This window comes from Microvirga terrestris (genome assembly GCF_015694425.1).
GTDB classification, from domain to species: domain Bacteria; phylum Pseudomonadota; class Alphaproteobacteria; order Rhizobiales; family Beijerinckiaceae; genus Microvirga; species Microvirga terrestris.
This window is the reverse complement of the sequence record NZ_JADQDN010000010.1, coordinates 68,445-87,751: the sequence shown is the minus strand read 5'-3', so window position 1 is coordinate 87,751 and position 19,307 is coordinate 68,445. Positions and strand designations below refer to the sequence as shown.

Here is a 19,307-nt window from a genome sequence, read left to right as displayed (position 1 = left end):
CGCCTGCCTCAAGGGTTTGAGGCAGGCATCAACCTCAACACGTTGTCCCGGACGGCCTGTTCAGTATCGAACAGGTGCGAGGGCTGTCGCTCACCCCACGTATTGGGAGGCCACGGCCATGATCACGATTCGCGAAGAAACCTTCCACGATGTCGATGCGCGCGAGGCGCTGCTCGATGCCTGCTTCGGACCCGCCCGGTTCCAGAAGACCTGCGAACGCCTACGCGAGGGCAGGATGCCGGCCGACGGTCTGTCGCTCGTCATCGACCGCGATGGCAAGGTCATCGGTACGGTGCGCCTGTGGCATGTCTCCGCCGGTCCGAATCGTCCGGCGCTGATGCTTGGGCCCATCGCCATTGATCCGTCCGTGCAGAGCCTCGGGCTCGGCGGAAAGCTCATGCGCGAGGCGCTCAAGCGTGCCGGTCAGCTCGGACACGAAGCGGTGCTGCTGGTGGGCGATGCGCCCTATTACGAGCGCTTCGGCTTCTCGACAGAAAAGACCGGCTCCCTGTGGCTGCCGGGTCCTTACGAGCGCGACCGCTTCCTCGCGCTGGAGCTAGAGGCGGGTGCGCTCGATGGCGCACGCGGTCTCGTTTCCGCGACCGGCGCTTTCGAGCAGAAGCCGGGTCTCGGCGCTCTCGTCGCCGCTGCCGCGCAGGGCGCGTTGGCAGGCATGCACTCGGCTCACTAACCTCTACCCTTCCGAGGGCCGCAACCGTGCGGCTCTCGGATTGGGCAGCGCGAAGGTGATCGCTGCTGCGGCCAGCATGTAGGCGACGAAGCCGAGGCAGATCGCCTTCAGGCTCACTCCCGCGTCGAACAGCACCCCGATGGCGCCGGGCGTTGCGGCAGACGCCACCACCATGATCGCGCCCGCCAGTGCGCGGATCTTGCCGAGATGCGTGGTGCCGAACAACTCAGCGAGAACCGCTGCGATCACCACATTGGTGCAGCCTGATGTCAGGCCGATCAGCGCGAAGAAGACGAGCGGCAGAAACGGTGCGTCGAACAGGGCCAGCGTGAGGGAAGCCGCCGTCATGCCGGCCAGATAGAAATGGCTGAGCCGCACGGCCCCGAATCGATCGACGAAGCTGCCGGCCGACATGGCGACGACCACGGAGACCAGGGCGAAGAGCGTGATGCTGCTCGCGAGAAGCTCCAGCGACCAGCCCTTCACCTCGGCGATGAAGCGCTGGTGGAAGAAATAGGCCGTCATGATGGCTGGGTAGCCGATCATGGTGGGGATCAGCGCGAGAAAGCGCCAATCGCGGAGAGTGTCGCTCCAGCGCGGCCCTGTTCCATGGGCCATTGTTTTGCGCGCGGCCGCGGCGAGGTCCGGGTCCTTGCGTCCGATGAGCAACCCGGCGAGCCAGCCGAGCCCAAGAGCCACAATGATGGCAAAGGCAGCGACGCGCCATGTGCTTGTCCAACCGATCGCCGCAATCAGCGTGATGGCCGTGGCCGGAAAGAGGGCTTCGCCAGCCGGAAAGCCCAGGGCGGCTACGCCGAGCGCTCTCCCGCGCACGCCCTCGTCGAGGCGTGCGGTGCTCATCACGCCTGCATGGCTCAGCATCCCCTGGCCGAAGAGGCGCAGGGCGAACAGGCTCAAACCCAGCACGATCACGTTGGGTGCGAGCGACAGACTGAGAGCCGCCACCGCCAAGCCCAACATGGCTGTGGTAGCGTAAAGCCTGATATCGACGCGGTCGATGACGCTGCCAGCCCAGATCATCAGCAGGCCTGAGGACAGGGTCGCCAGGGAGTAGATGGAGCCGAAGGCGCCATGGGTCAGCCCGAAGGCATTGCGGATATCAGGCCCCGACAGGGAGATGAAGAAGGTCTGTCCGAAAGAGGACAGGAATGTCAGGGCGAAGCCCAGGCCGATCACGCGCCCATGGCGCATGAGGAGGTCGTGAAATTTCATCGGTCGCGGTCAGCCTGAAGATGCCAAGGCTGGCCATCATGAAGCCTTGTTGCCCGATGTCGAGGGGCAAGTCCGCATGGCAGGGATGATGTCTGTCATGCTCCCTTCGTGGTCCTCAGGCATTGACCCCGGGGGCTCCTCAATCCTAGATGCGGCCAAATTCGCCATCCGGCGTTACCCTTTTTCCATCTCTGCTTTCGCGAGGAGACAGACCTGATGACCACTTGGCCCGTTCACGGTCGCATCAGCGGCCCCATCGTCATGATCGGCTTCGGCTCGATCGGCCAGGGAACCCTGCCACTCATCGAACGCCACTTCGATTATGACAAGAGCCGCTTCGTGGTCATCGATCCGCAGGAGAAGCACAAGGAACTTCTGGACGAGCGCGGCATCCGGTTCATCCAGCAGGCCGTGACGAAGGACAATTACCGCGAGATGCTCACGCCGCTGCTCACCGCCGGCGGCGGGCAGGGGTTCTGCGTCAACCTCTCGGTGGATACGGGCTCCGTGGACATCATGGAGCTGTGCCGCTCCCTCAACTGCTTCTACATCGACACGGTCAACGAGCCGTGGCCCGGCTTCTATTTCGACAAGAGCAAGGGGCCGGAAGCGCGCACGAACTTCGCACTTCGCGAGATCACCATGGCGGCACGCAAGCGCAATCCGGGCGGCACCACGGCGGTGTCCTGCTGTGGGGCCAATCCGGGCATGGTGTCCTGGTTCGTCAAGCAGGCGCTCGTCAACGTCGCGGGCGATCTCGGGATCACCTATGACGAGCCCGAGAGTCGTGAGGACTGGGCGCACCTGGCTCGCCAAGTCGGCGTGAAGGGCATCCACATCGCCGAGCGCGATACGCAGCGCGCCAAGTCCGAGAAGCCCATGGGTGTCTTCGTGAACACCTGGTCGGTGGACGGCTTCGTGTCGGAAGGCCTGCAGCCGGCCGAGCTCGGCTGGGGCACGCATGAACAATGGATGCCGGAGAATGCTGGCACGCTCGGGCCGGACGCGCAGGCGATCTACCTGCTCCAGCCCGGGGCCAATACCCGCGTGCGCACCTGGTGCCCGACCCCCGGTTCGCAATACGGGTTCCTCGTCACGCACAACGAGTCGATCTCGATCTCGGACTATTACACCGTGCGCGAGAACGGAAAGGCTGTGTACCGTCCGACCTGCCACTACGCCTACCATCCCTGCAACGAGGCGGTGCTCTCGCTGCACGAGATGTTCGGCAGCGCCGGCAAGTTCCAGGAGAAGCAGCATATCCTCGACGAGAACGAGATCGTGGACGGCGTCGACGAGCTCGGCGTGCTGCTCTACGGCCACGGCAAGAACGCCTATTGGTACGGCTCCCAGCTTTCCATCGAGGAGACGCGCCGCGTGGCGCCCTACCAGAACGCCACTGGTCTCCAAGTGACCTCCGCCGTGCTCGCTGGCATGGTCTGGGCGTTGGAGAACCCGAATGCCGGCATTGTCGAGGCGGACGAGATGGATTTCCGCCGCTGCCTCGAAGTGCAGATGCCCTATCTTGGCCCGGTGAACGGCTATTATACGGATTGGACCCCGCTGACGGACCGTCCCGGCTTCTTCCCGGAGGACATCGATTCGTCCGATCCGTGGCAGTTCCGAAACGTTCTGGTGCGTTAAAGACAGAGATTCTGGCCAGCTCCACCGGTCGGCCAGGATCGACACGGAACAGGTCGCGCATGCCCCATTTTGACGAATTCTACGCTAACAAGCTCCTCGGCGGCCTCGGTGTCACCGACGCGGACAGCGTGCTCGATCTGCGCGGAGCCTCGCAGGAGAAAGCCGCTGCCTCGATCCAGGACATGCTGGAGCGCAGCCGCTTCGCCCAGGCCAAAACGGTCGCCATCCGCCTCGATCCGCCGCCGGAGGGCGGGGGCGAGACGCTGTTCCAGCCCGTCGGCAAGGCGCTGCTCGAGGCCAAGAAGCGCGGTTGGATCGACCGGCTGCAGACTCTTCCCGCGCAGGATGGTCTCGGCTTTTATGTAGTGCTTTCCGGCAAGCCGGAGCGCGAGGCCTGAGGGACTTCAGGCCTGAACCGCTTTAGCCGAGCGGCGCGGGCGCCGGAAGAGGCTGCGTAGGAAGCCTGAGAGTAGGAGCAGGCTGCCCCAGACGGCAATGAAGCCTGCGGCTGCCGAGACGACACCCTCTTCGGTGACCGGTAGGGCCGGCTCGAAGTCACGGGATACGGCTTCCAGAATGTCCGTGTCGCCGTCGCGGACCAGCAGGGCGATGCGGGAAAAGGAACCGGCCTCCATCATGGCTGTCCGGTGCGTCTCAAGGCGGCCCAGGCGCTCCACATTGGCCTCCATGGCCGCACCCTGGCGGCTGACGAAAGCGTCCGTGTTGGAGTGCAGGCGCGCGATGGCGCTCTCCCGCGTCTCGCCGCTGACTTGCGCATCCGTATCGAAGCGGGCGATCACCTGCCGCAGCTCGTCGACCGCTCCACCGAGACGCTGACGGTATTGCTGTGCGAATTCCGGCCCCTGCGAGGCGGTGGCGCCTCCAAGCAGGCCCAGCCCGAAAGCGATGATGCGAACGATCCGGGACAAGCCTTGCCTCCTCAAACCTCAAGAGCGGCCAGGATATCTTGTTCCACTACCTCGTCGAGAGGCTTGGCGACCTTCAAAGCCCTGGTTTTCTGGCCTGGCTCCATGACCAGGATGACCGTCTCGATCCCAGGGCACCCGGGGTCGTTGCAGGCGATCTCGTTGACGGCGAAAGCCGTGTCCTGGGAAGCTTGAAGAGCCGAGCGGGCGAGTTCCTTCACCCGGTCGACCGCCTGCCTGTCGGGCTTGGGCAGACCGAAAGTCCCCCGCATGAAGGCGCCGAAGAGAGCCACCGGCGACCTCATGTGGGCAGGGACAGGATACCGGCTTGCCCGTCCTCGCAGCCGAAGGCGAGGCGTTTGCCGGCCTTGTCCCAGGCCATGGCCGTGATGCCGCTCTCCTTGACGGCGGGGCGCACGAGAAGCTCCGAGGCATCGTTGAGGCGAATGAGCAGGATGCAACCGTCCTCGTAGCCCACGGCCAGCACATAGGTGTTGGGATGGAAGGCCACCCGGCTGACCTTGGCGGGACGCACGCCGCATTCCCGAGGCGCCTTGCCCATGGGGCCTTCCTTGGACTCGAAGGGCCAAATGATGGCGGCTTCCGCCCCGGAGGTGGCAAGCCACTTGCCGTCGCCGGACCAGGAGAAGGAGCGTGTCTTCGACGGATAGCCGCTCATGCGCATGTGCCCCTTGTCGGGGATGAGCCGCCAGCCGTGAAGCGCGTTCTCCTGCATGGAGGTCACCACGAAGCGAGCATCCGGCGACCAGATGACATCAATATGAGAGCCCTTCCATTCCAGGGCCTCGGGCTTCGCCTCTACATTGGGGAACCATAGCGTCGCGCCGTTATAGTGGGAGATCGCCAGCCGGTAACCCTTGGGCGCAAATGCAAGGCCGCGGGCCGTGGAGGGAACCTCGAGGATCTTCTCGCGCCCCTTGTCATCGCGGGCCATGACCTTCTTGCCCGCCGCATAGGCGAAGGCGCCACCCGCGTTGACGGCAAGCGCATCGATCCAGGCGCCCTTCGACTCGGCCAGGGTCTTGGTGGAGCCGTCAGCGCCTGTGACCGCGACGCGGCCGTCGTCGCCGCCGGTCACGAAGCGCTCGCCATCACAGGCCCCAGTCAACACTCCAGCATCCGGATGTGCCTCGACACGATGGATCTCGCCGTCTTTCGCCAGCACCACGCCGCCATCGCCCACGCCGAGAGCCACCGTGCCTTTCAGCCAGCCGATGGCCGTCACATGGGCGCCCGCATTCACGGGCATCACGCTTTGGGTCAGGGATGGAGCGGTTCCTGCGGTCATTGAGCAATTCCTTCAGATGGCTGCCCATAGCACAAATCGGCAGAATAGGAGCAAGATCGCATGGCGCTGGGATCAGGCCAGGCGAATGTCCGTACGGACTAAGACCTTTGCGCCTTAGACCCGGCGGGACGCCAGACCCATGATGCGCGTTCTCGAATCATGAACGACATCATGCGAATCCTCCCTCTGATCACCCTCACTATCGCGATCGCCATGCCCATGGGCCTTGCCGCCCAGGAGCAGCACGACGACACATCTGCGAGGGACGTTCTGAAGGCCGCCTGCGAGAGGGACGCTCGTCTGACCTACAGGACCGGCGTCAGGACACTTCCTGAGGTTCGCGAGCAGATGATGGCTGCCCGCAAAACCTATGTCAGGGACTGCCTGGCGAAAGCGAGTGCGGCCGCCAGTTGAGCCGCAAGCCTGATTCGAACCTTCCCGTTTCTCTTAGGCCGCGCAGGCGAGGAAGCCTTCGCGGATCGCCTTCTCGTTCAGGTCACGGCCGATGAACACGACCTTGGAGGTGTGCTTCTCGCCCGGCTTCCATTCGCCCTGCACGTCGCCGTCGAGGATCATATGGACGCCCTGGAACACGAAGCGCTTCGGCTCGTCAGGGAAGGCGACAATGCCCTTGCAGCGTAGAATGTTCGGCCCCTCGACCTGAGTCAGGTTCGAGATCCAAGGCATGAACTTTTCCGGATCGACCTCGCCATCGTGGTGCACGGCGACGGACTGCATCTCCTCGTCGTGATGATGGTGATGGCCTTCCTCCAGGAAGTCCGGTTCGATCTCGATAATGCGGTCGAGATCGAAGGCCTTGCGGTCGAGCACTTCCGAGATCGGGATGGCGCAGTTCTGGGTCCGGTGGACCTTGGCATAGGGGTTGATGGCGCGGATGCGCGCCTCGACCTCGGCAAGCTCCGGCTCGGACACGAGATCGATCTTGTTGAGGACGATCACGTCCGCAAATGCGATCTGGTTCTTGGCCTCGGGCGCGTCCTTCAGGCGATCCGACAGCCACTTGGCATCGGCGACCGTCACCACCGCGTCGAGGCGGGCGGTGTCGGACACGTCCTGGTCCATGAAGAATGTCTGGGCGACAGGCGCCGGATCGGCGAGGCCCGTGGTCTCGACGATGATGGCGTCGAACTTGCCCTTGCGCTTGATAAGGCCGTCGAGGATGCGGATCAGGTCGCCGCGCACGGTGCAGCAGATGCAGCCATTGTTCATCTCGAACACTTCCTCGTCGGCGCCGACGACGAGCTCGTTGTCGATGCCGATCTCGCCGAACTCGTTGACGATCACGGCGTATTTCTTGCCGTGCTGCTCGGTGAGGATGCGGTTGAGAAGAGTGGTCTTGCCGGCGCCGAGATAGCCTGTGAGGACGGTGACGGGGATCTTGTCGGTCATCGGATGTGGTCCGCAACGTTCATCCTCCCCTTGAGGGGGAGGATCGGCCGAACAGGCCGAGGTGGGGTGGAAACACCAAACTGGGTGAGGTCGCGCTGCCACCCCACCCCAGAGCGCTTATGCGCTCCAACCCTTCCCCTCAAGGGAAGAGTAGTCTTCAGCTCGACAAAGCCGCGCTGAAAGCCCTTATATTGTGTCGCATCATGTCAATGTAAGTGCCGGCGGGGCCGCCAGCCTCGGACAGGGCGTCGGAATAGACCCTGTCGCCGATCTTGGCGCCGGTTTCCTTGGCGATCCGCTCCATCAGGCGAGCGTCGGAGACGTTCTCCACGAAGATCGCGGCAATCTTCTCGCGTTTGATCTGCTGGATGATCCGGGCCACGTCCTTGGCGGAGGCTTCCGACTCGGTGGAGACCCCCTGGGGCGCCACGAAGTCGATGCCGTAGGCCGCCTCGAAGTAGCGGAAGGCATCGTGCGAGGTGATGATCCGGCGGCGCTCGGCGGGAATGCTGGCCACCAGGCTTTTCACCTCCGTCTCTAACGCGTCCAGCTGCTTGAGATAGGCGCTAGCATTGGCCTCGTAAGTTTCCTTGCCCGCTGCATCAGCTGCGATCAGCGCATCGCGGATGTTGGCCACATAGGTCTTGGCATTGCCGATGCTCTGCCAAGCGTGAGGATCGGAGGTGCCGTGATCGTGGTGTTGGTCATGCCCGTGGCCGTCTTCCTCGCCCTTCAACGGCTTTACGCCCTTGGCGGCCTCGATCCTGACGGCCTTTGTCCCGGAGGATTTGACGAGACGGTCGATCCAGCCCTCAAACTTGAGACCATTGGCAAAAACGACCTTCGCCTCCGTCAGGCGCCGCCCGTCCGCCGGTGTCGGCGAGTACACGTGCGCATCACCGTTGGGCCCGACGAGAGTGGCCACTTCAATCCGCTCACCCCCGACATTGCGCACCATGTCGCCGAGAATCGAGAAGGTGGCCACGACCTTCAGCTTCTCGGCCGTCTGAGCGGCCGCCGGCAACGCGGATCCGGCAAGGGTGAGGCATCCTGCCAGCAGGGATATGGCAGATCTTCTTGTCAGCATGGGTCGATCCTTTTGGGGGTCAGGCTTCCAGATGACGGCCGGGCCAAGCCAGCCACAGCAGGCCGCCCTCGCGGCCGAGCAGGAGGGACATCACATAGATGGCACCGGCCGAGAGGATGATCGCCGGGCCTGCAGGCAGTTCCGCATGGAAGGAGAGCAGCAGGCCGCTGAACCCTGACACGATGCCGACCGCGATGGAGACGATCATCATCATGGTTATGTCGCTGCTCCAGAAGCGGGAGGCGGCCGCCGGCAGCATCATCATGCCCACCGCCAGCAGGGTCCCGAGGGCATGGAAGCCGCCGACGAGGTTCATGACCACGAGGCCGAGAAAGATCAGGTGCGTCGGCGTTCCAGCCCGGCTGACCGAGCGCAGGAAGATCGGGTCCACGCATTCGAGCACAAGCGGGCGATAGAGCACCGCCAGTGCCAGCACAGTCATGGTCGAGATGGAGGCGAGCAGCAGGAGCGTGCTGTCATCAAGCGCCAGGACCGTGCCGAAGAGAACGTGGAGCAGGTCCACATTCGAGCCGCGCAGGGACACGATAGTGACGCCGAGCGCCAGGGACAGGAGGTAGAAGGCAGCGAGCGACGCGTCTTCCTTCAGGGCTGTGAAGCGCGAGACGAGGCCCGCCGCCACCGCCACGATCACGCCCGCGAACAGGCCGCCGATCGTCATGGCCGGCAGGGAAAGGCCGGCCAGAAGATAGCCGACGGCAGCGCCTGGCAGGATTGCGTGAGCCATGGCGTCGCCCGTGAGGCTCATGCGCCGCAGCATCAGGAACACGCCGACCGGACCACCGCCCAATGCAATGGCGATCACGCCCACGAGGGCGCGCTGCATGAATTCGAATTCGGCAAAGGGCGTGTAGAACAGGTCGAGCATGGGAACGGACGGCCTTAGGCGGCGCTGCGGTGGCACACGTCGGCGTGCGGATCGTAGGCCTCGACCATGCGCCGGGCTTTCAGCAGGTTCTCCGGGCTCAGGACCTCGCCGGTCTCGCCCCAGGCCACCGGCTCGCGGGCGATGAGCAGGGTCTGCGGAAAGATGCGCCGTACCATGTCGAGATCGTGCAGCACGGCCACCACCGTGCGGGCCTCGTCATGCCAGCGGCGCACGAGGTCGAGCAGATCGGCGGTGGTCTTGGCGTCGATGGCCGTGAAAGGCTCGTCCAGCAGGATAACCGGAGCATCCTGGAGCAGGAGGCGTGCGAAGAGGGCACGCTGCATCTGGCCGCCCGACAGGGTGGAGATGGGACGGCGCTCGAAGCCGATGAGGCCCACCGCCGCCAGTGCCTCTTCGATCCTGGTGCGGTCGCGGCGCGCGATGCCGCCGAAGAGGCCCGACTGAGTCCAGAGGCCCATGGCCACGAGATCGTAGACCGAGAGCGGGAAGGAGCGGTCGATCTCAGCCGCCTGCGGCAGGTAGGCGATGCCCGAGGCGGAGCCTTTGAGGCGGATTTGGCCATCAAGGGGTTTGAGCGTTCCGACGATGCCCTTGAGCAGGGTGGACTTGCCGGCTCCGTTAGGCCCGACCACGGCCATGAGGCTGCCGGCCGGAATATCGCCGTCGAGGTGATGCACGGCGGGCCTGCGGCCATAGCCCAGGGTCACTTCATCAAACCGGATGGCGGTGGACGTTGAGGACATGCGTTACCCCATCACGCTGAGAATCATCAGCCACAAGCCCGCCAGGATCACGGCGGTTCCGGCCAGACGCTGTCCGACCGAGAGGCGCAGGAGCGAGAAGGTCGGGGCGGCGGCAACCGCCCGATGCTCGTGGGCATGCATGTGGGCGTGATGGTGATGACCATGTGACATGGCCACCTACATAAACCCATCCGCATCCGATTTCCAGGGGCGTATAGTATTCTGTACGCCCCCTTCAACAACATGGTTTTGAAGGGTTAATGTCAGAATGCCGGGTGGTACTGGTAGAGCCAGGTTTCGCTCAGGACCTCGTTCTCGTTGCGCAGGTAGCAGCGCATCTCCACAGGCTCCATTCCCGTCACGGTCAGGTCGAACTGGGTGCGCCAATGGCCCGGCACGTTGTTGGGCACCGCCTCGGTCAGGATGTTCGTGAACTCGCCGCGGGAGGCGGAGAGCACGGGCCTGGGGATCACGCCGCTTGGCAGCCGGGTCAGGGGCTGGCCGATGAACTCCACCATGAATTTGCGCACGCCCTTGGGACGGTTGGTGCCGGCCTGCCCACCATTGCCGAAGCGGGTGGCGATCACCCGGGCGAGCGGCGTCGGGTAGGGCTCCTCCGCCGACCAGTGCATGCGATAGCGCAGCTCGAGGGCCTGACCGGCCCGAACTGGCTCCGCCGGCACCCACATGGCCACGATGTTGTCGTGGATCTCGTCGTCGGTCGGGATCTCGACGAGCTGGATGGAGCCCCGGCCCCAGGTGCCCTGTGGCTCGATCCAGAGGGAGGGGCGGCGATCGTAATAGACGCCGTCGAGGTAATGGTCGAAGTTCCGGTCGCGCTGGAGCAGGCCGAAGCCTTTCGGGTTCTCGTCGGCAAAGGCCGAGGTGATGATGCGGGGCGGGTTGTTGAGGGGGCGCCAGATGCGCTCGCCGGTGCCGGTCCACAGGGCAAGCCCATCCGAGTCGTGGATCTCCGGGCGCCAGTCGACCGCGGTGGTCTTGGCCTTCTCCGAGTACCAGTACATCGAGGTGAGGGGGGCTAGCCCTAAGCGGCTCACGTCCTGACGCATGTAGACCGCGCTGTCGATGTCCATGATCACGGCCGCGGCTCGCTGCATGACAAAGCGGTAGGCGCCGGCCACGCTCGGGCCGTCGAGGAGCGCATAGACAGTGACCGTGTTCGCGCCCGGCTGCGGCGTCTCGAAATAGACATGGGTGAAATCGGGGAACTCCTCGTTTTTCCCGAACACCGCCACGTCCACCGCCACGCCGCGGGCCGAGAGGCCGTACTGATAGAGTTCGCCGATGGCCCGGAAATAGGAGGCGCCGAGGAAGGCCACCCAATCGTTCTTCCTCCAGTCGAGCTTGCCCGTGCGGGCCTCCTGGAAGCGGAAGCCGGCGAAGCCGGAATTGTCGGGTAACTTACGGCCGGGCGAGTCCGCCGGCATGTCGAAATAGTCGCTGTCGTAGATGATCTCGCGGGCCTGACCGCCCTCGATCACATGCATGCGCACCGGCTTCTGGAAGAATCGGCCCATATGGAAGAAGGTGACCGGGAACTCGCTGGGGCCGTTGGCCCAGAGCGCCAAATCGGTCTTGAACCGGATCTTGCCGTGGGCATCGTAGTCAATCTGGTAAAGCACCTCCGGCGAGGGGCTGGGCGGCGCCACGTAGGGCGAGCGCGCCATGTCCTGGGCCCGCTTCTTCAACTCCTCGAACGAGAAGGGGGAAGGAGCTCCCATCTTCAGGCCCTGCTGCGCCAGGGCGGGGGCGGAAAAGCCCTGAGCGGCCAGGGCGGCCGTGGCGGTTGCGGTCTGGAGGAACTGGCGGCGATTGATCATGGATGAGCGCATGGATTTTTGTGAAGGGACGCACCCCTACCGACCAAGGTGGCAGGATTAAGTCCCTCTTAGCCTCTTGAGAATTCTTCGTCAGCGGTCAAAGTAGCCCCACACACAGGCACGGCGACGACCGTGCTGTAAATTAGGGAGTACGCTATGCATCGAACAATCATGCGCCGCCTCATCGGCGCTGCGGCCGCCATTGCGCTGGCCGGAGCCAGCATCCCGGCCCAGGCCCAGGACTTCATCAACGTCCTGACCGGCGGCACCTCCGGCGTATACTACCCGCTGGGCGTTGCGCTCTCCAAGGTCTTCACCGACAAGGTGCAGGGCTCCCGCCCGTCGGTCCAGGCCACCAAGGCGTCCGTCGAGAACCTGACCCTCCTGCAGCAGGGCAAGGGCGAGATCGGCTTCACCCTTGGCGACAGCCTCGCCATGGGCTGGGCCGGCGACGAGGAGGCTGGCTTCAAGGGCAAGCTCGACAAGCTGCGCGGCATGACGGCGATCTATCCCAACTACATCCAGATCGTCGCCACGCAGGAATCCGGCATCAAGTCGCTCGCGGATCTTAAAGGAAAGCGACTCTCCGTCGGCGCGCCGAAGTCCGGCACCGAGCTCAACGCCCGGGCGATCCTTCAGGGCGCAGGCCTCTCCTACAAGGATCTCGGCAAGGTCGAGTATCTGCCGTTCGGCGAGTCCGTCGAACTCATGAAGAACCGCCAGCTCGATGCGACCCTGCAATCGGCCGGCCTCGGCGTCTCCTCTATCCGCGATCTCGCGACCTCAGTGCCGATCGTCGTGGTGGAAATTCCCGCAAGCGTCGTCGACAAGGTCGGCACGCCCTACATCAAGGCCACGATCCCGGCGAACACCTATGGCGGCCAGACGGCTCCCGTGCAGACGGCTGCGGTCGTGAACTACCTCGTCACCCATTCCGGCGTGAAGGACGAGACGGTGTACCAGATGACCAAGGCGATCTACGAGAGCCTGCCGGATCTGGCAGCCGCTCACGCTGCCGCCAAGGACATCAAGCTGGAGAGTGCACTTTCGGGCATGCCGGTCCCTATGCATCCGGGCGCGCAGCGCTACTTCGACGAGAAGGGCGTGAAGAAGCAGGGCTCGTAACCTGCGCTTTCATTGACAATCAAGCCGGGGCAGGTGAACTGCTCCGGCTTTTTCGTGACAAGAAGAACGATCCGTGAGGAGCCGCAGATGAGCCAGGGCGTCAACACTTCCGAACTCGCCCAGATGGAAGCGCCGTCCGAGGCCGTGAACCCAGAGCACGGCCTGCCGGAGAGCTTTGGGGAAGGCTTCCTTGGCAGGCTTCTCCTCTGGATCGCCGTCTCCTTCTCCACGTTCCAGATCATCACCTCCTTCGGCATTCCCCTCGATCAACCGTTCATCGCAGGCTTGAGCCTCACGCATCTTTTCGCCGTCACGATGGTGGCCTGGGCCGCATGGCTGATCGGGCTCGCGGTGCGCCGACGCAGCATCGTTGACGGCGCCATGGCCTGGGTTGCCATTGCCGTGGCGTTCGGGCTGGTGCTCTGGTTCGGCGGCAGCATGCCGAGCCAGGTGGTGCGCACCCTTCATGTGGGCTTCCTGTGCCTTGTGGCTGGAGCGATGATCGCCAATCACCGCGCCGGCTCATCGTCCCTGTGCGCCGTCGGATGGATCATCGGCTTAGCCAGCTTCCTGGTGGGGCTCTATCATTGGGCGAATTATGAGGAGCTGGTGGTTCGCGCCGGCGATCCCACCACGGCCGACCTCGTCGTCGGTATCGCGGCGCTCGCCATCCTGATCTATCTCGTCTGGCGCGTGATGGGTCCCGCCCTTCCCATCGTGGCGGGTCTGTTCCTGTCCTACTGCCTGCTCGGCAACTACCTGCCGGCTCCTCTCGATCATCGCGGCTATTCGCTCGAGCAGGTGATCGAGCACATGTCGTTCGGAACCGAAGGCATCTACGGCACGCCGACGCTGGTGTCGGCCACCTACATCTTCCTGTTTATCCTGTTCGGCGCCTTCATGGAAAAGGCCGGCGTCATCGACTTCTTCAACGACATCTCGATGGCGGTGTTCGGCGACAAGCAGGGCGGCCCCGGCAAGGTCTGCGTGGCGTCGTCGGCGCTCATGGGCACTGTCTCGGGCTCGGGCGTCGCCAATGTCGTGGCCTCGGGCCAGTTTACGATCCCGCTCATGAAGCGTTTCGGCTTCAAGGCCGCCTTCGCCGGCGGCGTTGAGGCGACCTCGTCCATGGGCGGCCAGATCATGCCGCCGGTCATGGGTGCCGTCGCCTTCATCATGGCCGAGACCATCGACGTGCCGTATTCGAAGATCGTCGAAGCGGCGATCATTCCGGCCATCCTCTATTTCGCGGCCTGCTACCTCGCAGTGCATCTGGAGGCCGGCAAGAACAACCTGAGGGGCCTGCCGAAATCCGAGCTGCCGAATGCCTGGACCGAGATGAAGAAGAAGTGGTTTCTTCTCGCGCCGCTCGGTGTCCTGGTCTACCTGCTCTTTGCCGGTTACACCCCGCTCTTCGCGGGTGCGGTCGGCCTGTCCCTTACGGTGGCGCTGATCCTCGGCACCGCTATCGTGGCGGGCTTCGGCACGCCGGCCCTGCGCATCGCGTTCTGGATCGGCTTGGCGCTGGTGGCCGCCTATTCGCTCGCCTCGACCGTGACGCTCGTTGTGCTGGTGGTGGCGGCGCTCTCCCTGTGGAATGCGTTCACAGGCCGCGGGCGCACGACCTTGCAGGCCTGCGTCGACGCCATGGCGGACGGCGCGCGCCAGGCGCTGCCCGTCGGCCTCGCCTGTGCGATCGTCGGCATCGTGATCGGCACCATGACGCTGACAGGCCTCGGCACCATCGTAGGTACCTGGATGATCTCCATCGGCAAGGAGAACATCTTTGCGGCGCTCGTGCTCACGATGATCTTCAGCCTGATCCTCGGCATGGGCATTCCAACGATCCCGAACTACATCATCACCTCATCGCTCGCCGCCCCCATCCTGCTGCAGCTCGATGTGCCGCTCATCGTTTCGCACATGTTCGTGTTCTATTTCGGCATTATGGCGGACCTGACGCCGCCGGTTGCGCTGGCAGCTTTCGCGGCGGCGCCGATGGCGAAGGAATCTGGCCTCAAGATTGGCATTCAGGCGATGAAGATCGCGCTACCAGGCTTTGTCATCCCCTACATGGCCGTCTATGACCCCACCCTGATGCTGCAGCCGGTGCCGGGTCTGGAGGGAGTGGGCTATTGGCTTGCTGTGGTCTACATCGTGGTAAAGGCCTCGCTCGCCATGGTGCTCTGGGGCGTTGCTTCCGTTGGCTACTTCCTGAAGCCTCTGGCGTGGTGGGAGCGGATCTGGACCGCCTTAGCGGCCGGCTTCCTCGTAGCGGCGATCCCGCTGACCGATGAGATCGGCTTCGTCCTGTCGGCGCTTTTCATCGGCTTCCACATCTGGCAATCCCGCAAGGTCCCCACGCCGGTCATCGGTTGATGATCTGCCTGCTCGCCGGCTCTAAGGTCACGCCGCTCCTCGCGGGCGCGATTACCCTGGCCTGGACGCACTCGGTCGAAAAAATCGTCTGGGAGGAGGACTGGCGCAGCACCCCGGCAGGCCTCGAACTCGTCGAGGCGCGGGTGCGCGGCTCAGGCGCCGGCATGGAACCGCCGCCGGAAGCCAAGCTCGCCCATGGCGCCTGGTCCTGGAAGCCGAATTTGCCGCCTCAAGCTCAGGTGGTCATGCGTCGCTCGGGAGCCACGGCGGATTGGCGTATTTGCGTCTCGGGTCAATGCTGGCCGATGGACGCCTATGTGCCGGCCGAAGCCGATCCCATCGTGATGAAGGTCTGCGACTAGCCTTATGCGCGGCTGGCCAGGGGCTCTACCGCCACGCAGCGGCGCCAGAGGTTCACGAGGATGTAGAGGGCAAACACGCTGAACACGCCCATGAGGGCATAGCCCACATAGTCGCCGAGCTCGAACAGGCCCGCGATGGCCCAGCCGGCGGCGATCGCCACGCCGAAGACTTCCGCACCCACCAGGATCATGATGCTGACCACGGTGATCACGTTGCGCCAGTTGGTGCTTTTCGCCTGAGCCACTTCGTTTAACTCCGTTTCTTGCCGATGGGACTACCCTAAACCGCCCCTCCGGTGCAAGCTCTGCCCGAATCTCATTCTGTCGCGCCCCACATTCAAGAGCCCATGCCCGAAACCCCCGTCTTCTCGACAGCCGCCGTGGCGGCTCCCCACACCCTTGCGGCCGAAACAGGCCAGACCATCCTGGCTGCCGGCGGCAATGCCGTGGAGGCCATGGTGGCCATGGCCGCCACTGTCGCGGTGGTCTATCCGCACATGAACGGCATCGGCGGTGACGGGTTCTGGCTCGTGCGCGAGCCGAAGGGGCGCATCCACGCCCTTGACGCCTCCGGGCCCGCCGGCTCGCTCGCGACGATCAAGCGCTACCGGGAGAATGGCTACGACGCCATCCCGCCGCGCGGGCCGGATGCGGCATTGACCGTGGCCGGTGCCGTCAGCGGTTGGGGCCTTGCGCTCGAACTGTCCCGGTCACTCGGCGGGCAGCTGCCGCTCGATCTGCTGCTGGGGGACGCCATCCGCCATGCCCGCGACGGATATCCGGTTTCGCGCTCCGAGGAGCGGTTCGTGACCGGCGAGGAAGCCGCCCTCTATGAGGTTCCAGGTTTTGCCGAGGCTTTCCTGGTTGAGGGCAAGAGAGCACCGGAGGGCACGCAGAGGCGCACACCGCGCCTTGCCGACACCCTGGAGCGACTCGCCCATGCGGGCTTGGCCGATTTCTATCGGGGCGATGTGGGGCGGGAGATCGCCCTCGACCTGGAAAGGATCGGCAGCCCGATCACCCGCAAGGATCTCGAGACCTATCGCGCCCGTGTCGTGGAACCCCTCAGCCTGCGGCTGAGGGGTTCCACAATCTACAACCTGCCGCCGCCGAGCCAGGGACTGGCCACCCTGCTGATCCTCGGCATGGTCGAGCGTCTCAAGGGGCTCCGGGCTGAGACGCCGGAACATCATCACGCGCTCATCGAGGCCACGAAGCGCGCCTTTTCCATCCGCGACCGGGTGGTCGCGGACCCGCGCAACCTCGTCCACGACCCGGCCTCCTTCCTGACGCCCCAGGCGCTGGACAAGGAGGCTGCCCTCATCGACATGAAGCGGGCTGCCCCCTATCCCCTGCCGCGTTCCATCGACGGGGACACGATCTGGATGGGGGCCATCGACCGAAACGGGCTTGCCGTGTCCTACATCCAGTCCGTGTTCTGGGCCTATGGCTCCGGTTGCCTGCTGCCGGCGACGGGCGTCCTCTGGCACAATCGCGGCACGGCCTTCTCGCTCGATCCTGCGAGCCGCAACCGGCTCGAGCCCGGCCATCGGCCGCTCCATTCCCTTAATCCGGCCATGGCGGTGTTCGACGACGGGCGCGTTTTGTCCTTCGGGGCGATGGGCGGCGAAACCCAACCGCAATTCCTCAGCCAGATCTTTTCACGCTACGCAGAGGCCGGCATGGGGCTGGCGGATGCGGTGGAGGCACCTCGCTGGCTGCTCGATGCGAAACCCCGCGAGCGTGAGGCCGTGCTGAAGGTGGAGAGCCATTTCGATCCCGGCCTGATCCGCGGCCTGTCACGGCTCGGCCATCGAATCGAGGAGATGGACGAGGCCTATTCCGGACGTTTTGGCCATGCCGGCATGCTGGTGAAGCACCCGCGCAACGGACGGGTCGAGGCGGTGCACGATCCGCGCTCGGATGGCGGATCGCTCGGGCTTTAGCCGGCTGCCCAAAGGCCGTAGAGGAGGCTCGCGCCCAGGACCAGTACGAAGGCGGCGGCGAGAAGCTCGAGACCTGCAATGGCAATGGCGCCGGATGCGCCGCGCCCGCCCGCAAGCTTGAGGGCCATGGCCTTGAAGAAGACCGCGAGCGCCGCGATGGCGCTGGTGGTGAGCGCGGTGCCGAGCGCCATGGCGAAGGTGGCTGCGACACCGGCTGCAAACAGGCCCTGTGACAGGGCGAATACCAGGACGATGAGGGCGCCCGCGCAGGGGCGGATACCGGCAGCAATCGCCACGCCCGCCATGTCGCGCCAGCGCGTGAGGCGGCTGAGCTCGTCAGGCGGCGGCATATGAACGTGGTCGCAATCCTCCTGAACGGGGGCATATGGGTTGCGGGCCAGCGCCATGATGCCCAGAACCTTGCCGGCCTTGCGCCACGTGATGACGCCGCCGAGGAGGGCGACCGCGATGAAGCTCGCCACTTCAACGTTCATGGCAAGCTTGTTCATGGTGGATGCGGTGGCGCGCAGCACGAGGCTGACGAGGGACACGATGGCGATGGCGACCAGCGCCTGCACGAGGGCTGCTGCCAGGCTCAAGAGAAAGCCCTTGCGGAGCGCCTTTTCATCGGCCACCAGATAGGCCGAGATCACGCCTTTGCCGTGTCCCGGACCGGCGGCATGAAAGATGCCATAGGCAAAACCGACGAGGAGAAGCGGGAAGAAGGCCGCGCCGCTTTCCTTCAGCTCACGCACGCTGCCTCTCAGGCTCGCGTAGAAGTCGGATTGAACGGACAGAATCCAGGCGCCGATACTCCCAGACGGCGTTGCTTCGCGCAGGCCCATACCGAATGGATTGCGCGGCGGAGGCTTGCCGACAGGCCCAAGCCATAGGCCGATCAGCCCCATCACGGCGGCCACGACGGCGATGGCGATGAGCATGATGCCGAGCCGCCGCCACAGTGGCGCCCGGCCATCGCTTGGAAGGGCGGGAGCGTCGGCCGTTAGGGACATGCGATGATGGCCCTGTTGGCATATTCGATGCCGATATCCTGCCGCTGGATGGCGCCCTCGTCCTGGAGGATCTGCTGCATGGTGGAATCCAGCGGCTTGGCCTTGGCGATGCTGGTCACGCAGCCCTGGGGCGCATTAGCCAGCGAAATGGCGGCCTGGCCTTCCGTCAGGCTGAAATAGACGAAGAAGGTCGGGTCCTCGATCTCTACGGACACAGCGCCCGAAGGCGCCACCGGGGCCTTGAGGGGAAGAAGGAACGACATGGAAACCTGACTCTTCTCCATGGCCATCCGGGCCTCCCGGGGCACGTCGAAGGTCTGGGGCTTCCCCCGGGCTTTGAGCACCGTGAAGTAATCGAACTCGTTGAGGGAGGCGGCGTTCTCGCTGGCCAGTTCCTGCAACTCCTCCGGCGTCAGCTTGCCGTCGCCGTTCTTGTCGAGGCCTTGCGTGACATAAGCCGTGTAGGCTTCATCGAAGGTCCAGTGATGCCGAACGCCTGTCACCCGCCCGTCAGCCGCGAAGACGATCTCGGCCTTGGCCGTGACCCATACATGGGGGTGCGCGAGGGCAGGCGAGGACAAGCCGAAATTTAAGGCAGCCAAGGCGGATATCAGGCCGAGATGGCGTGTCATAATGGTGACCCTGGAACAGCGACGCTTCCGGCAAGAGCCGGTCATGAGAGGCGATATGA

General features: G+C 64.6%; 21 protein-coding genes. 8 read left to right on the top strand and 13 right to left on the bottom strand.

Translation table 11 applies throughout. From position 1 onward, the window contains the following. The first annotated feature begins 118 nt into the window (after window positions 1-118). Complete coding sequence (locus tag I2H36_RS16885; RefSeq protein WP_196265062.1) at window positions 119-691, top strand: GNAT family N-acetyltransferase; 573 nt, start codon at window positions 119-121, stop codon at window positions 689-691. Between the two features lie 3 nt (window positions 692-694). On the opposite strand, the gene I2H36_RS16880 is transcribed toward I2H36_RS16885, so the two are convergent. Further along, window positions 695-1,924: an MFS transporter gene (locus tag I2H36_RS16880; protein ID WP_196265061.1), complete on the bottom strand. Its 1,230-nt coding sequence runs from the start codon at window positions 1,922-1,924 to the stop codon at window positions 695-697. A 216-nt stretch (window positions 1,925-2,140) separates the two neighbouring features. Here I2H36_RS16880 and I2H36_RS16875 point away from each other — a divergent pair, with 216 nt between their 5' ends. Then, window positions 2,141-3,568: a homospermidine synthase gene (locus tag I2H36_RS16875; protein ID WP_196265060.1), complete on the top strand. Its 1,428-nt coding sequence runs from the start codon at window positions 2,141-2,143 to the stop codon at window positions 3,566-3,568. Window positions 3,569-3,627: 59 nt separating this feature from the next. Further along, complete coding sequence (locus I2H36_RS16870; protein WP_196265059.1) at window positions 3,628-3,966, top strand: hypothetical protein; 339 nt, start codon at window positions 3,628-3,630, stop codon at window positions 3,964-3,966. Window positions 3,967-3,972: 6 nt separating this feature from the next. On the opposite strand, the gene I2H36_RS16865 is transcribed toward I2H36_RS16870, so the two are convergent. From I2H36_RS16865 to I2H36_RS16855, 3 genes are read right to left on the bottom strand one after another with little or no spacing between them, the layout of a single operon-like run. Beyond that, window positions 3,973-4,497: a DUF2937 family protein gene (locus tag I2H36_RS16865; protein WP_196265058.1), complete on the bottom strand. Its 525-nt coding sequence runs from the start codon at window positions 4,495-4,497 to the stop codon at window positions 3,973-3,975. A gap of 11 nt (window positions 4,498-4,508) precedes the next feature. After that, a complete protein-coding gene (locus I2H36_RS16860; RefSeq protein ID WP_343234468.1) occupies window positions 4,509-4,787 on the bottom strand; it encodes a hypothetical protein in 279 nt (92 codons plus the stop codon). Window positions 4,788-4,795: 8 nt separating this feature from the next. Continuing rightward, window positions 4,796-5,803, bottom strand: a complete 1,008-nt coding sequence (locus I2H36_RS16855) for a WD40 repeat domain-containing protein (RefSeq protein ID WP_196265057.1) — start codon at window positions 5,801-5,803, stop codon at window positions 4,796-4,798. A 171-nt stretch (window positions 5,804-5,974) separates the two neighbouring features. Between I2H36_RS16855 and I2H36_RS16850 the strand changes: the two genes are divergently transcribed. Then, window positions 5,975-6,217, top strand: coding sequence for a hypothetical protein (locus I2H36_RS16850; protein WP_196265056.1), 243 nt, complete (start codon window positions 5,975-5,977; stop codon window positions 6,215-6,217). Between the two features lie 33 nt (window positions 6,218-6,250). On the opposite strand, the gene I2H36_RS16845 is transcribed toward I2H36_RS16850, so the two are convergent. The 6 genes from I2H36_RS16845 to I2H36_RS16820 all read right to left on the bottom strand — a co-directional run bounded on the left by I2H36_RS16845 (window position 6,251) and on the right by I2H36_RS16820 (window position 11,791). Further along, window positions 6,251-7,213: a CobW family GTP-binding protein gene (locus I2H36_RS16845; protein WP_196265055.1), complete on the bottom strand. Its 963-nt coding sequence runs from the start codon at window positions 7,211-7,213 to the stop codon at window positions 6,251-6,253. 157 nt (window positions 7,214-7,370) lie between these two features. Continuing rightward, complete coding sequence (locus I2H36_RS16840) at window positions 7,371-8,300, bottom strand: metal ABC transporter substrate-binding protein (RefSeq protein ID WP_196265054.1); 930 nt, start codon at window positions 8,298-8,300, stop codon at window positions 7,371-7,373. Between the two features lie 19 nt (window positions 8,301-8,319). Next, on the bottom strand, window positions 8,320-9,186 hold the full coding sequence (locus tag I2H36_RS16835; protein ID WP_196265053.1) for a metal ABC transporter permease: 867 nt from the start codon (window positions 9,184-9,186) through the stop codon (window positions 8,320-8,322). A 14-nt stretch (window positions 9,187-9,200) separates the two neighbouring features. Continuing rightward, window positions 9,201-9,950, bottom strand: a complete 750-nt coding sequence (aztA, locus tag I2H36_RS16830; RefSeq protein ID WP_196265052.1) for a zinc ABC transporter ATP-binding protein AztA — start codon at window positions 9,948-9,950, stop codon at window positions 9,201-9,203. A gap of 3 nt (window positions 9,951-9,953) precedes the next feature. After that, window positions 9,954-10,121 (bottom strand): hypothetical protein, encoded by a 168-nt coding sequence (locus I2H36_RS16825; RefSeq protein WP_196265051.1) that lies wholly within the window; start codon window positions 10,119-10,121, stop codon window positions 9,954-9,956. A gap of 92 nt (window positions 10,122-10,213) precedes the next feature. Beyond that, window positions 10,214-11,791, bottom strand: a complete 1,578-nt coding sequence (locus I2H36_RS16820; RefSeq protein WP_196265087.1) for an OpgD/OpgG family glucan biosynthesis protein — start codon at window positions 11,789-11,791, stop codon at window positions 10,214-10,216. Between the two features lie 156 nt (window positions 11,792-11,947). On the opposite strand from I2H36_RS16820, the gene I2H36_RS16815 reads away from it, so the two are divergent. The 3 genes from I2H36_RS16815 (at window position 11,948) to I2H36_RS16805 (ending at window position 15,657) form a co-directional block, all read left to right on the top strand. Continuing rightward, window positions 11,948-12,916 carry a TAXI family TRAP transporter solute-binding subunit gene (locus I2H36_RS16815; RefSeq protein ID WP_425523317.1) on the top strand — a complete coding sequence of 323 codons (969 nt, stop codon included), beginning with the start codon at window positions 11,948-11,950 and terminating at the stop codon, window positions 12,914-12,916. Between the two features lie 87 nt (window positions 12,917-13,003). Continuing rightward, a complete protein-coding gene (locus tag I2H36_RS16810; protein ID WP_196265050.1) occupies window positions 13,004-15,295 on the top strand; it encodes a TRAP transporter permease in 2,292 nt (763 codons plus the stop codon). Beyond that, the gene (locus tag I2H36_RS16805; RefSeq protein ID WP_196265049.1) at window positions 15,295-15,657 is read left to right on the top strand and encodes a DUF1850 domain-containing protein; all 363 of its coding nucleotides are present in this window, start codon (window positions 15,295-15,297) and stop codon (window positions 15,655-15,657) included. Before I2H36_RS16810 ends, I2H36_RS16805 begins: the two co-directional genes overlap by 1 nt. Before the next feature lie 2 nt (window positions 15,658-15,659). On the opposite strand, the gene I2H36_RS16800 is transcribed toward I2H36_RS16805, so the two are convergent. Next, complete coding sequence (locus I2H36_RS16800; protein ID WP_196265085.1) at window positions 15,660-15,848, bottom strand: hypothetical protein; 189 nt, start codon at window positions 15,846-15,848, stop codon at window positions 15,660-15,662. Window positions 15,849-16,004: 156 nt separating this feature from the next. On the opposite strand from I2H36_RS16800, the gene I2H36_RS16795 reads away from it, so the two are divergent. Continuing rightward, window positions 16,005-17,603, top strand: coding sequence for a gamma-glutamyltransferase family protein (locus I2H36_RS16795; RefSeq protein WP_196265048.1), 1,599 nt, complete (start codon window positions 16,005-16,007; stop codon window positions 17,601-17,603). On the opposite strand, the gene I2H36_RS16790 is transcribed toward I2H36_RS16795, so the two are convergent. Together I2H36_RS16790 and I2H36_RS16785 are read right to left on the bottom strand one after the other, a co-directional pair. Then, window positions 17,600-18,616 carry a nickel/cobalt transporter gene (locus tag I2H36_RS16790; RefSeq protein ID WP_196265047.1) on the bottom strand — a complete coding sequence of 339 codons (1,017 nt, stop codon included), beginning with the start codon at window positions 18,614-18,616 and terminating at the stop codon, window positions 17,600-17,602. The two genes, I2H36_RS16795 and I2H36_RS16790, sit on opposite strands and share 4 nt — an antisense overlap. Further along, complete coding sequence (locus tag I2H36_RS16785) at window positions 18,607-19,248, bottom strand: DUF1007 family protein (protein ID WP_196265046.1); 642 nt, start codon at window positions 19,246-19,248, stop codon at window positions 18,607-18,609. Before I2H36_RS16785 ends, I2H36_RS16790 begins: the two co-directional genes overlap by 10 nt. Window positions 19,249-19,307: the final 59 nt, after the last annotated feature.

Bases quoted from the DNA above. Each gene is read 5' to 3' on its own strand.
- I2H36_RS16885 (WP_196265062.1), top strand. From the start codon at position 119: ATGATCACGATTCGCGAAGAAACCTTCCACGATGTCGATGCGCGCGAG.
- I2H36_RS16820 (WP_196265087.1), bottom strand. From the start codon at position 11,791: ATGATCAATCGCCGCCAGTTCCTCCAGACCGCAACCGCCACGGCCGCC.
- I2H36_RS16880 (WP_196265061.1), bottom strand. From the start codon at position 1,924: ATGAAATTTCACGACCTCCTCATGCGCCATGGGCGCGTGATCGGCCTG.
- I2H36_RS16790 (WP_196265047.1), bottom strand. From the start codon at position 18,616: ATGTCCCTAACGGCCGACGCTCCCGCCCTTCCAAGCGATGGCCGGGCG.
- I2H36_RS16810 (WP_196265050.1), top strand. From the start codon at position 13,004: ATGAGCCAGGGCGTCAACACTTCCGAACTCGCCCAGATGGAAGCGCCG.
- I2H36_RS16835 (WP_196265053.1), bottom strand. From the start codon at position 9,186: ATGCTCGACCTGTTCTACACGCCCTTTGCCGAATTCGAATTCATGCAG.
- I2H36_RS16805 (WP_196265049.1), top strand. From the start codon at position 15,295: ATGATCTGCCTGCTCGCCGGCTCTAAGGTCACGCCGCTCCTCGCGGGC.
- I2H36_RS16850 (WP_196265056.1), top strand. From the start codon at position 5,975: ATGCGAATCCTCCCTCTGATCACCCTCACTATCGCGATCGCCATGCCC.
- I2H36_RS16845 (WP_196265055.1), bottom strand. From the start codon at position 7,213: ATGACCGACAAGATCCCCGTCACCGTCCTCACAGGCTATCTCGGCGCC.
- I2H36_RS16875 (WP_196265060.1), top strand. From the start codon at position 2,141: ATGACCACTTGGCCCGTTCACGGTCGCATCAGCGGCCCCATCGTCATG.
- I2H36_RS16795 (WP_196265048.1), top strand. From the start codon at position 16,005: ATGCCCGAAACCCCCGTCTTCTCGACAGCCGCCGTGGCGGCTCCCCAC.
- I2H36_RS16825 (WP_196265051.1), bottom strand. From the start codon at position 10,121: ATGTCACATGGTCATCACCATCACGCCCACATGCATGCCCACGAGCAT.
- I2H36_RS16840 (WP_196265054.1), bottom strand. From the start codon at position 8,300: ATGCTGACAAGAAGATCTGCCATATCCCTGCTGGCAGGATGCCTCACC.
- I2H36_RS16785 (WP_196265046.1), bottom strand. From the start codon at position 19,248: ATGACACGCCATCTCGGCCTGATATCCGCCTTGGCTGCCTTAAATTTC.
- I2H36_RS16800 (WP_196265085.1), bottom strand. From the start codon at position 15,848: ATGATCCTGGTGGGTGCGGAAGTCTTCGGCGTGGCGATCGCCGCCGGC.
- I2H36_RS16870 (WP_196265059.1), top strand. From the start codon at position 3,628: ATGCCCCATTTTGACGAATTCTACGCTAACAAGCTCCTCGGCGGCCTC.
- I2H36_RS16855 (WP_196265057.1), bottom strand. From the start codon at position 5,803: ATGACCGCAGGAACCGCTCCATCCCTGACCCAAAGCGTGATGCCCGTG.
- I2H36_RS16815 (WP_425523317.1), top strand. From the start codon at position 11,948: ATGCATCGAACAATCATGCGCCGCCTCATCGGCGCTGCGGCCGCCATT.
- aztA (WP_196265052.1), bottom strand. From the start codon at position 9,950: ATGTCCTCAACGTCCACCGCCATCCGGTTTGATGAAGTGACCCTGGGC.